At 71.8% G+C, this 11,551-nt stretch carries 10 protein-coding genes; 5 read left to right on the plus strand and 5 right to left on the minus strand.

The window, feature by feature from the left end:
- Positions 1-95: 95 nt before the first annotated feature.
- Positions 96-782, minus strand: coding sequence for a hypothetical protein (locus tag F8271_RS25840; protein WP_151492427.1), 687 nt, complete (start codon positions 780-782; stop codon positions 96-98).
- A 70-nt stretch (positions 783-852) separates the two neighbouring features.
- Between F8271_RS25840 and F8271_RS25845 the strand changes: the two genes are divergently transcribed.
- The 3 genes from F8271_RS25845 to F8271_RS25855 are packed head-to-tail and all read left to right on the plus strand — an operon-like array spanning position 853 to position 5,284.
- Positions 853-3,471 carry a valine--tRNA ligase gene (locus F8271_RS25845; protein WP_151492428.1) on the plus strand — a complete coding sequence of 873 codons (2,619 nt, stop codon included), beginning with the start codon at positions 853-855 and terminating at the stop codon, positions 3,469-3,471.
- Positions 3,468-4,802, plus strand: coding sequence for a folylpolyglutamate synthase/dihydrofolate synthase family protein (locus tag F8271_RS25850; protein WP_151492429.1), 1,335 nt, complete (start codon positions 3,468-3,470; stop codon positions 4,800-4,802). The genes F8271_RS25845 and F8271_RS25850 overlap by 4 nt, the downstream gene beginning before the upstream one ends.
- Positions 4,799-5,284, plus strand: a complete 486-nt coding sequence (locus tag F8271_RS25855) for a DUF4233 domain-containing protein (protein WP_151492430.1) — start codon at positions 4,799-4,801, stop codon at positions 5,282-5,284. Before F8271_RS25850 ends, F8271_RS25855 begins: the two co-directional genes overlap by 4 nt.
- Positions 5,285-5,290: 6 nt before the next feature.
- Here F8271_RS25855 and F8271_RS25860 read toward each other — a convergent pair whose 3' ends face one another.
- On the minus strand, positions 5,291-6,658 hold the full coding sequence (locus F8271_RS25860; RefSeq protein ID WP_151492431.1) for a VOC family protein: 1,368 nt from the start codon (positions 6,656-6,658) through the stop codon (positions 5,291-5,293).
- Between the two features lie 142 nt (positions 6,659-6,800).
- Between F8271_RS25860 and ndk the strand changes: the two genes are divergently transcribed.
- Positions 6,801-7,226, plus strand: coding sequence for a nucleoside-diphosphate kinase (gene ndk, locus F8271_RS25865; RefSeq protein WP_151492432.1), 426 nt, complete (start codon positions 6,801-6,803; stop codon positions 7,224-7,226).
- 9 nt (positions 7,227-7,235) lie between these two features.
- Here the strand turns inward: ndk and sigJ are convergent, their stop codons facing one another.
- The 3 genes from sigJ to F8271_RS25880 all read right to left on the minus strand — a co-directional run bounded on the left by sigJ (position 7,236) and on the right by F8271_RS25880 (position 9,842).
- Entirely contained in the window at positions 7,236-8,111 is an 876-nt protein-coding gene (gene sigJ, locus F8271_RS25870; RefSeq protein ID WP_151492433.1) for an RNA polymerase sigma factor SigJ, read from the minus strand.
- Complete coding sequence (locus F8271_RS25875) at positions 8,108-8,539, minus strand: carboxymuconolactone decarboxylase family protein (protein WP_370461969.1); 432 nt, start codon at positions 8,537-8,539, stop codon at positions 8,108-8,110. Before F8271_RS25875 ends, sigJ begins: the two co-directional genes overlap by 4 nt.
- A 112-nt stretch (positions 8,540-8,651) precedes the next feature.
- The gene (locus tag F8271_RS25880) at positions 8,652-9,842 is read right to left on the minus strand and encodes an acyltransferase (protein ID WP_225854762.1); all 1,191 of its coding nucleotides are present in this window, start codon (positions 9,840-9,842) and stop codon (positions 8,652-8,654) included.
- 139 nt (positions 9,843-9,981) lie between these two features.
- On the opposite strand from F8271_RS25880, the gene F8271_RS25885 reads away from it, so the two are divergent.
- Positions 9,982-11,532: an alkaline phosphatase gene (locus F8271_RS25885; protein WP_151492435.1), complete on the plus strand. Its 1,551-nt coding sequence runs from the start codon at positions 9,982-9,984 to the stop codon at positions 11,530-11,532.
- Positions 11,533-11,551 lie beyond the last annotated feature (19 nt).

Consider the following 11,551-nt stretch of genomic DNA (forward strand, 5'->3'; position numbering starts at 1 on the left):
TGTGGTGACCGACTCGGTGATATCGGGGTGTCCCGGGGCGGGGCTCCCCCGATATCACCGAAACCGAGTCGGTCAACGAGATTCGGGCGGGTGGGTCAGTCGCGGGTCTGCATTCCGGCGCGGAGGTGGCGCATCAGGCCGCCGGCGTCGCTGACCGAGCGCCCCGGAAACATCGCCATCACCACGCTGCCGTGATCGGCCCAGCCGCACACCGCGAAGTCGCCGCCCTCGCCGCTGGTGCTGCCACACTTCATGACGCCGCCCAGGTCGCCCGCGGGCAGCTCGCGCAGCCCGCTCACCGCGCCCGTCTCGTCGGACATCAGGCCGAACAGGCTGTCCAGGTCCCGTTCCGGCTGCCAGAGCAGGGTGGTGCCCCCGAAGATCAGGACGGACCGCTTGTCGTCGGCCGGGTCGCGGTAGACCGCGCCGAAGCTGCGGTCCAGCTCGATGTCGGCCGCCAGGCCGCTGCGCAGGTAGTCGGCGGTGCTCTTCGCCCGTTCGCTGTCGTCGCGGGTCAGGCCCGCCACCTGGTCCGGCGAGGTCAGGGCGGTGTCCTTCTGCTGCGCCACCCGCCACCCGCCGACGCCGAGGACCCCGGCTCCGGCCAGACCGACCACCAGCGCCACCGCCCAGCCGACCTTGCGTCGCCGCGACCAGCCGGCCTGCCGCTCGTCGGGGTCGCCCCCGGGGTCACGGGTGCTCAGCCGGATCGGCTCGTCGGTCAGCTCGACGGGCTCGCGACCGCCGTCGAGCGGGCGCTCGGTGAGATGTGCGTCGGACATAGCCGACACCGTACGCGAATGGCAGGTGGCGCACGTCGGGTCCGCCGAAGCCCTCCGTAGACTTTCACGAGTGACCGACAGACTCGATGCCCAACGCCCCGATGCACCCGCCCTGGCCGGCCAGTACCAGCCCGGTGAGGTAGAGCAGCGACGGTACGAGCAGTGGGTAGCCGCCGGGCACTTCCGGGCCTCCGCCGACAGCGACAAGCCGCCCTTCACCATCGTCATCCCGCCGCCGAACGTCACCGGCTCCCTGCACATGGGTCACGCGTTCGAGCACACGCTGATGGACGCGTTGACCCGTCGCAAGCGGATGCAGGGCTTCGAGGCGCTGTGGCTGCCCGGCATGGACCACGCCGGCATCGCCACCCAGAACCTGGTCGAGCGTCAGCTCGCCGCCGAGGGCCTGTCCCGCCACGATCTCGGGCGGGAGAAGTTCGTCGAGCGGGTGTGGCAGTGGAAGGCCGAGTCCGGTGGGGCGATCCTCGGGCAGATGCGGCGCCTCGGCGACTCCGTCGACTGGGACCGTGAGCGCTTCACCATGGACGAGGGTCTGACCCGCGCCGTCCAGACGATCTTCAAGAAGCTCTTCGACGAGGGCCTCATCTACCGGGCCAACCGGATCATCAACTGGTGTCCGCGGTGCCTGACCGCGCTCTCCGACATCGAGGTCGAGCACACCGACGACGACGGTGAGCTGATCTCCATCCGGTACAGCGACGAGGTCGTGGTGGCCACCACCCGGGCCGAGACGATGCTGGGCGACACCGCCGTCGCGGTGCACCCCGACGACGAGCGGTACCAGCACCTGATCGGCACCGAGGTCGAGCTGCCGCTCACCGGCCGCCGCATCCCGATCGTCGCCGACGCGCACGTCGACCCGTCGTTCGGCACCGGCATGGTCAAGGTGACGCCGGCGCACGACCCGAACGACTTCGAGATCGGCCAGCGCCACGACCTGCCCGCGCTCACCGTGATGGACGAGCGTGGCGTGATCACCGTGCCCGGCCCCTTCGAGGGGCTGGACCGGTTCGAGGCGCGGCCGGCGATCGTGGCGGCGCTGCGCGAGCAGGGCCGGATCGTGGCCGAGAAGCGGCCGTACGTGCACGCGGTCGGGCACTGCTCGCGGTGCAAGACGACCGTCGAGCCGCGGCTGTCGTTGCAGTGGTTCGTCAACACGGCGCCGCTGGCCCAGGCCGCCGGCGACGCGGTGCGCGACGGCCGGGTGCGTATCGAGCCCGCCGAGCTGGCCAAGCGCTACTTCGCCTGGGTCGACAACATGCACGACTGGTGCATCTCCCGCCAGCTGTGGTGGGGGCACCGGATCCCCGTCTGGTACGGCCCGCAGGGTGAGATCGTCTGCGTCGGCCCGGACGAGCAGCCGCCGACCGGGGACGGCTGGCGGCAGGACGAGGACGTGCTGGACACCTGGTTCTCCAGCGCGCTGTGGCCGTTCTCCACCCTCGGCTGGCCCGAGCAGACGGTGGATCTCGCGAAGTTCTACCCGACGAGTGTCCTGGTCACCGGCTACGACATCCTCTTCTTCTGGGTCGCCCGGATGATGATGTTCGGCCTGTACGCGATGGACGGCAAGCAGCCGTTCGACGTGGTGGCCCTGCACGGCATGGTCCGGGACGAGCACGGCAAGAAGATGTCCAAGTCGTTCGGCAACGTGGTCGACCCGCTGGACTGGATCGACCGGTTCGGCGCCGACGCCACCCGGTTCACCCTGGCCCGCGGCGCGAACCCCGGGCAGGACGTGCCGGTCAGCGAGGACTGGTGCCAGGGCTCCCGCAACTTCTGCAACAAGCTCTGGAACGCCACCCGGTTCGCCCTGATGAACGGGGCGCACACGACCGGCGAGCTGCCGGCCGCCGAGCGGCTCTCCACCGTCGACCGGTGGATCCTGTCCCGACTCGCGCACGTCACCGCCGAGGTCGACGAGCAGTTCGAGGCGTACGAGTTCGCCAAGGTGTGTGACCTGCTCTACCACTTCGCCTGGGACGACGTCTGCGACTGGTACGTGGAGCTGAGCAAGCCGGTGCTCGCCGAGGGCGGTGAGCGGGCCGAGACCACCCGCCGGGTGCTCGGGCACGTGCTGGACCAGCTGCTGCGGCTGCTGCACCCGGTGATCCCGTTCGTCACCGAGGAGCTGTGGCTCGCGCTGACCGGTGGGGAGACGGTGCAGACGGCCGCCTGGCCGGTGGCCGACCGTACGCTGGTCGACGATGCCGCCGAGGCCGAGTTGGCCAGTGTGCAGCGGGTGGTCACCGAGATCCGTCGGTTCCGGTCCGACCAGGGGCTGCGCCCGACGCAGCGGGTGGCCGCCCGGTTGGACGGGCTGGCCGGGGCGGGTATCGCCGCTCACGAGCCGCTGATCCGCTCGCTGGTCCGGCTGGACCCGGCCGGCGACGACTTTCAGGCCAGCGCCACGCTGGCCATGCCCGGCGCGGTCGGTGTCGCGTTGGACACCCGGGGGTCGATTGACGTGGCCGCCGAGCGGGCCCGCCTCACCAAGGACCGCGCGGCGGCTGAGAAGGAGGTCGCGCAGGCCCGGGCGAAGCTCGGCAACCCGGCCTTCATCGGCAAGGCCCCCGAGCCGGTGGTCGCGAAGATCCGCGACCGGCTCGCCATCGCCGAGGCCGACCTGGTCCGGATCGACGCTGCTCTGGAGACGCTTCCCTCGTGACCGACCGTACCGATTTCGCCGCCGTCGAGGCCGAGCTGGCCGCCCGGGGCTTCACCCGCATGGTCTTCGAGCTGGACCGGATCGAGTCGCTGCTCGACCTGCTCGGCAGTCCACAGCGGGCGTACCCGTCGATCCACCTGACCGGCACCAACGGCAAGACGTCCACCGCTCGCATGATCGACTCGCTGTTGCGGGCGTTCGGGCTGCACACCGGCCGGTACACCAGCCCGCACCTGGAGACGGTGCGGGAGCGGATCAGCCTGGACGGGGAGCCGGTCAGCGAGGAGCGGTTCGCGGCGGTGTACCGGGAGGTCAAGCCGCTGGCGGAGCTGGTCGACGCGCGGTCCGACGAGCCGCTGACCTACTTCGACATGACCACCGCGCTGGCGTTCGCCACGTTCGCCGACGCGCCGGTCGACATCGCGGTGGTGGAGGTGGGTCTCGGCGGCGCCGAGGACGCCACGAACGTGATCCAGGCCGGGGTCTGCGTGATCACCCCGATCGGCCTGGACCACACCGAGTGGCTCGGTGACACGCTCCAGGACATCGCGCTGGCCAAGGCCGGCATCATCCACCAGGGCGCCACCGTCATCGCGGCGGCGCAGGAGGAGGAGGCCGCGCGGCCTCTCCTGGAGCGCTGCGCCGAGGTGGGCGCCACCATCGCCCGGGAGGGCGCCGAGTTCGGGGTGTTGAGTCGGGCCATCGCGGTCGGCGGTCAGGTGCTCAGCCTGCAGGGGCTGGGCGGTGTCTACGACGACGTGTTCATCCCGTTGCACGGCGCGCACCAGGCGCAGAACGCCGCCGTGGCGCTCGCCGCCGTGGAGGCGTTCCTGGGCGCGGGGACCACGCGGCAGCTGGATGTCGAGGCGGTCCGGGAGGGCTTCGCCTCGACCAGTTCCCCGGGGCGGCTGGAACGGGTCCGCAACGCGCCGACCATCCTGCTGGACGGCGCGCACAACCCGCACGGCATGGCTGCCACCGTGACGGCGCTGCAGGAGGAGTTCGCGTTCAGCAAGCTGGTGGCGGTGCTCGGCGTACTCGCCGACAAGGACGCGTCGAGCCTGCTGGAGCTGCTGGAACCGGTCATCGACGTGGTGGTGGTGACCCGCAACAGCTCGCCGCGGGCGATGCCGACGGAGGAACTCGCCGCGCTGGCCGTGGAGATCTTCGGCGAGGAGCGGGTCGAGTCGGCCGACGAGATGCCGGACGCGATCGAGGTGGCGGTGGCGCTGGCCGAGGAGGACGTCCCCGGTGAGTTGAGCGGGGTCGGCGTGCTGGTCACGGGGTCGGTGGTGACGGTGGCCGACGCCCGTCGGCTGCTGGTGCGATGACCGGCCCGGAGCGGAACTCCCGCGCCACCGACGGGCCGAGCGGGGCGTCGCCCGACCAGGCCAGGCCCGGGGCCTCAGGGGAGGCGCACGTGGCCGATCAGCCTGGGGAGGCGCAGCCGGCCGATCAGCCGGGCGGGCAGCCGCGCCGGTCGGGGCTGCGTGACCCGCAACGGGCGGTACGCGGACTGGGCGCCGGGACGCTCGGCCTGGAGGCGCTGGTGCTGCTGCTGGCCATCCAGCCGATCCGGGTGGTCGGGGGTGACCTGAGCGGCGCGGCGATCGGCGCGGTGGTGGCCCTGGCGGTGGCCGCCATCCTGGTCGCCGGCATGATGCGCCGCCCCTGGGCGTGGCACGCCGGTACCGTGCTCCAGGGCCTGCTGCTGTTGGCCGGCCTGCTGCACTGGTCGCTGTTCGCGCTGGGCGTCATCTTCGCGCTGGTGTGGGCGTACGCGGTGCACGTCCGCCGGGTCATCCTCGGCTGACCCGGCTCAGGCGTCGGCCCGTTCGCGCCACTGGGTGAGGGCGATGCCGTGGCCGTCCGGGTCGCGGAAGGCCGCCGCCCACACCTCCAGCTTGCTGCCCCGGTTGACCACCCGTGGGGCGTACGTGAAGCGGACGCCCGAGCCGCGCAACCGCTCGTACGCCGCCTCGATGTCGTCGACCTCGAGGTTGACGTGGACGAGCCGGCGGCTGATCGGGGCGGCCCCGGTGACCTCGCGCAGCACCAGTCGGGTCGTGCCGGAGGCGAGCACGGCGTTGCCCGCCCCCTGGTCGACCTCGGTGAAGCCGAGCATGTCGCGGTAGAAGCCGAGGGACCGGTCCAGGTCGGTGACCAGCAGGGTGAGGCCCACCCCGCTGATCGGGCCGGCCGGGTCCGCCGTGGTGCCCCCGTCGAACCCGAAGATCGCCTCGTCGAGTTCCTCGGCGGTGACGGGCCCGGTCGTCGTCGCCGTGCCCGAGGTGGGATCGTCCAGGGGCAGGTCGAGCGGGTCCAGAGGGTCCGTCGCGGCGGAGCCGGAACGTTGGGCGGGAGCCGGGTCGAAGCGTTCGGCCTCGGGCTGGTCGAAGCGCTCCTCGGCGGGCGGGCGCGGTGCCGGGGTGGCCCGTCGGGGCAGCCCGCCCGTGGTCGGCTGGCCGGCCGGCTGTTCGACGACGACACCCTCCAGCACCACCGGGCCGCCCGGGCTCTGGTGCATCACCACCGCCTCGCGCTCCTCCGGGTCGACACCCGGGTCGTCGCGCAGCGGATCGGCGCGCAGCGGGTCCGGGCCGAGCGGGTCACGGAACGGGTCCGGGCCGAACTGGTCGCGGAAGTCGTCGTCCGGCGCGCGGTCGGCCCACGGTGGGGCGTCCTGCTGGATCAGCATCTCGTCCAGGGGTTCGGCGTCGGCGAACTCCGGCGGGAGGTCGGCGACGGCCGCCGACTCGGCGTGCGTCGCCACCTCGTCCCAGAGGACCTTGACGTGCCGCTGGTCGTCGAGCGCGACCCGGATCGGCAGGGTCTGGCCCAGCGACGGCCACTTCGACACCGGCACCCGTGGCTCGATGATCTTCTTGGATCGCGGCGGCAGGCCGGGGGCATCGATCACCAGTTGCAGCTCGCAGCGGCCGAACGCGTACTGGGTGGGTGGTTCGGACGCGCTGTGCACGTGCCCGACGCCGACCACCCAGGTGCGCCCACCGCCTTTTACGGTGGCCAGCGCGATCGCCAGCACCAGCAGGGCGACCCCGATCGCCACGATGGGCCAACTGGTCATGCCGAGGCCGAAGAGGACGACGAACGTGGCCACGGTGCCGAGCACCGTGCCGATCAGCTTGCGTACCGGCGCGATGGGCCGGTTCCCGCCATTCGCCACAGTGGACCTCCCGGGGGTCAGGGCCAGGCTAGGCCGGATCGGCCACCGGGGGAAAGACCGGCCGCCGCGCCGGCGCCGGGACCGGGTCGCTAGGCTGACCGTACCGATCCCGAGCGTCCAGCGCGTACAGGAGGAACCCAGCGTGTCCAGCAACAGCCCGGATGAGCGTAGCCTCGTTCTGATCAAGCCCGACGCGGTCCGCCGCGGCCTGGTCGGCGAGGTCCTCTCCCGCTTCGAGCGCAAGGGGCTGCGAATCGACGCGATGGTGCACCGGACGATGGACGCCGCGCTCGCCGACGCGCACTACGCCGAGCACGTCGACAAGGCGTTCTACCCGCCGCTGAAGGACTTCATGACCGGCGGCCCGCTGGTCGCCCTGGTGCTCTCCGGCGATGAGGTCATCGACGTCGTCCGCGGGCTGGTCGGCGCGACCGACGGCCGCAAGGCCGCCGCCGGCACGATCCGGGGCGACCTGTCGCTGTCCAACCGGGAGAACCTGGTGCACGCCTCCGACTCACCGGACAGCGCCAAGCGCGAGATCGCGCTCTGGTTTCCCGAGCTGGGCTGACGCTCCGCTTCAGCCGGCCGGGGGCAGTTTCGTCGGATTGCCGACCAGGTAGATCCCGGTGATCCGGCCCTCGGCCGCGGTGACGGTCAACGCGTACCGGTTGCCGTCGTCGCGGGTGAGCAGCGCGGCGGGTTCCCCGTTGAGTTCCAGCCTGCGGGTCGTCCAGCGCCGGTGGGGGCCGTAGATCCCGGCGAAGAACCGGGAGATCCGTTCCGAGCCGGTGATCGGGTTGCGGGCCGCCCGCACCCGTCCACCACCGTCGCTCCAGGCGATGGCATCTCCGGCGACCAGTCCGGTGAGCGTCGCCAGGTCACCGTCGCGGGCTGCGGCCAGGAACGCGTCGAGCAGCCGCTCCCGTTCCGACCGGCTGGCGGTGAACCGCCGCTGCTCCTGCCGTACCCGGGTCACCGCCCGGTGGTGCAGCTGCCGGCAGTCCGCGGGAGTCCGGTCCAGGATCTCCGCGATCTCGGTGTACGGCAGTTCGAAGGCGGTGTGCAGGACGTACACGGCACGCTCCGGCGGGGTGAGCCGTTCCAGCACGTGCAGCAGCGCGGTCGAGAGCGAGTCACGCAGCTCGACGCGGTCCAGTGGGCCGAACGGTGACGGCACGGTCGGCACCGGCTCCGGCAGCCACGTCCCCACGTACCTCTCGCGGGCCGCCTGTCGGGCCCGCAGCCGGTCCAGGGCCAGCCGGGTGACCACCCGGGACAGGTACCGACGGGGCTCGTCCACCGTCGAGCGGTCCACGCCCAGCCACCGCAGGTACGTCTCCTGGAGCACGTCCTCGGCGTCGTGGCGGCTGCCGAGCAGCCGGTAGGCGAGCCCGAGCAGCATCGGCCGGTGCGCCTGCAGCGCACCGGCCGCCTCTGCCGCCGCGTTGGTCACACGTGCGCCGGAGGCTCCAGGCGCATCGTCACCCCGATCCGGTTCCACACGTTGATTGTGGCGATCGCGAAGACCAGGTCGGCCAGTTCCTTCTCCGACCAGACCTTCGCGGCGGCGTCCCACACCTCGTCGGGCACCCCGTGCGCGCCGAGCTGGGTGACCGCGTCGGTGAGCGCCAGCGCGGCCCGTTCCCGCTCGTCGAAGAACGGCGCCTCCCGCCAGGTGGCGACCGCGAACAGCCGACGGCTCGACTCGCCGTTGGCGAGGGCGTCCCGGCTGTGCATGTCCACGCAGTACGCACATCCGTTGATCATCGACGCGCGCAGCTTGATCAGTTCCAGCACGGTGTGGTCGACGTTCGTCTGGACGTACTTCTCCATCCCCATGACCGCCTGGTACGCCTGCGGCGCCACCTGGGTCGGGTTCATCCGTTGCACGACTACCTCCCTGATCGGTCCGATACCGTCACGACGGATCGGCCGGGGTGGGCCGTGACAACCGTGGCTGTGACCCCGCTCATGCCCGGGAGGCGGTGCTGGATCAGCCGCGGCCCGCCGGCACGGTGTCCGCCAGCACCTCCCGCGTCGGGGGGATCTGGACGTCCTCGGCGGCCGTGGCGGACGGGGTGGGCGTGGTGGGCGTGGTGGGCGTGGTGGGCGTGGTGCCGTCGCTGTCGCGCGGACCACGCCGGGTCACCCGGGCGGCCAACCGGCGCCCCACCTCGATCATGGGTAGCTCGACCCAGCGGTAGAGCACGTCCGCGACGATCAGCGCCACCACCACGGCGCCCAGGAAGACGGCGGTGCTGCGCCGGCCCATGGCCGGCAGCAGGCCCACCGCCACCCGCGCCGCGATGGACTGGATCAGATACATCGAGTACGACCGCTCGCCGATGAAGACCAGCGGACGTAGCCCCAGCCCGCGGGCGAGCACGCTGCGCGAGAGCAGGGGCGGCAGCAGCAGCGCGGCAGCGGCGGCGTACGTGCCGATCAGCGCCTCCTGGCCGAACCGGATCGGCCAGTACTGCACGGCCACCTGGAACACGATGAAGACCACGATCGCGGCGGTCGCCGTCACCGGGTGGGTCAACGGCCGAACCAGCGCGAAGCCTCGCGGGTGGTGCATCACCACGGCGGTGAGGCAGCCGAGCAGGATCGCCACGTAGTGGATCGGCCAGCTCAGCCAGGCGATGTCCGGCGGGATCATCGCGATGAAGAGCACGAGCAGACCGGCCGTGACCGCGAGCCGGCGGCGGAAGGCGGCGGTCACCAGGACGAACGCGATGGCCGGCCAGAACAGGTAGAACTTCTGCTCGATGCCGATCGTCCAGGAGTGCAGGTACGGCGCGGTCCCGGGCAGGAGTTCGTTGATGAAGAGCAGGTAGTACTTCATCAGGCGTTCGATCGTCTCGGCGCTGCCGCTGAGCCGGGCCAGGCCCCAGGTCAGGAAGAGCACGAGCAGGTAGACCGGCATGATCCGGAAGAACCGCCGCAGGTAGAACGCGCGCAGCGACACCCTGCCGTACCGGTGCTCCTCACGCAGCAGCAGCGTCGTGATCAGGAAGCCGGAGAGCACGAAGAACAGGTGGACGCCGATCCAGCCGGTCAGCCACTTCCAGGACGGGCCGCCGTAGTGGAAGGCGAAGACCATGATCGCCGCCACCGCCCGCAGCCCGTCCAGCGCGGGAAACCGGCGCATGGCCTGAAATTCGTCGTATCGAAGCGAACGCACCGGCGAAGTTTGCGTGAGCGCGCCACCGGGGGTCAAGCCGACCGGACGACTGGCGTTCACGTTCGCGTCACCCGGGCCGCCGCTCACGGTCGCCTCCGACCGATAGACCGACGTGGTCAACCCATGATCGGGAGGAAGAATGACCGAGCTTGATCGACGTACCCTGCTGCAGGCCGGCCTGGTGGCCGGGGCCGGAGTCGCCGGCGGCGCCCTGCTGGGTGGCGCCGGGGCGAACGCCGCTCCGGCCTGGCGCCCGGCGGGACGCCCGGTCCTCACCCACGGGGTGCAGAGCGGCGACGTGACCGCGGACTCGGCGCTGGTGTGGACGCGGGCCGACCGGCCGGGTCGGATGCTGGTCGAGGTGAGCCGCCGGCCGGACTTCCGCGGCGCGCGGACGCTGCGCGGCCCGGTGCTGGCCCCGACCGGCGACTTCACCGGAAAGGTCCGGCTGCGGGGCCTGCCGGACGGCGAGCGGCTGCACTACCGGGTCCGGGTGGAGAGCCTGGACCGGCACGGCGTGGTCAGCGAGCCGCTGACCGGTTCGCTGACCACCGCCCCGGGGCGGCACCAGCGACGTGACGTCAGGTTCGTCTGGACCGGGGACATCGTCGGGCAGGGCTGGGGAATCGACCCGACCTACGGCGGAATGTCGATCTTCCGGGCGATGCGCGAGACCCGGCCGGACTTCTTCCTGTGCAGCGGCGACACCGTGTACGCCGACGGCCCGCTGGTCGAGTCGGTGACGCTGCCCGACGGGCGGATCTGGCGCAACCTGGTCACCCCGGAGAAGAGCAAGGTCGCCGAGACGCTGGCCGAGTACCGGGGGCAGTTCGCGTACAACCTGCTCGATGAGCACCTGCGGGAGTTCGCGGCGGCGGTGCCGCAGATCAACCAGTGGGACGACCACGAGGTGCTCAACAACTGGTACCCGGGGGAGATCCTGGACGACCCGCGCTACACCGAGCAACGGGTCGACGTGCTCGCCGCCCGGGCGAGTCAGGCGTTCCACGAGTGGCTGCCCGTGCCGGACAACGGGCCGCTGTACCGGCGGCTGTCGTACGGGCCGCTGCTGGACGTGTTCGTGCTCGACATGCGGACTCACAAGGACCCCAACGACGGCAACACGTACGCCGACCCGAAGCGTGGTCTGCTCGGCCGGGAGCAGCGGGAGTGGCTGATCCGGGAGCTGAAGAGGTCCACCGCGACCTGGAAGGTGATCGCCAACGACCTGCCGATCGGGGTCGTGGTGCCGGACGGTCCGACCGCCCAGGAGGGTGTCGCGCAGGGCGACCCGGGCGCGCCGGCCGGGCGTGAGCTGGAATTCGCCGAGGTGCTGCGGGCCACCCACCGGGCCGGGGTGACCGGCATGGTCTTCCTGACCGCCGACGTGCACTACTCGGCCGCCCACCACTACGACCCGTCGCGCGCCGCGGTCGGCGACTTCACGCCGTTCTGGGAGTTCGTCTCCGGTCCGGCGCACGCCGGCGCGTTCGGCCCGAACGCGTTGGACGGCACGTTCGGCCCGCAGGCGGCCTTCGTGCACGCCCCGCCACGGGCGAACACCTCCCCGGCGGAGGGCTTCCAGCACTTCGGCGAGGTGTCCATCGACGGCGAGTCCGAGGCCCTGACGGTCCACCTGCGTGACCGGGACGGCACCTCCCTCTGGAGCACGACCCTCCCCGCCCCCTGACCCCTTGGTTGATCATGAA

This window comes from Micromonospora sp. ALFpr18c (assembly GCF_008868155.1).
GTDB lineage: Bacteria > Actinomycetota > Actinomycetes > Mycobacteriales > Micromonosporaceae > Micromonospora.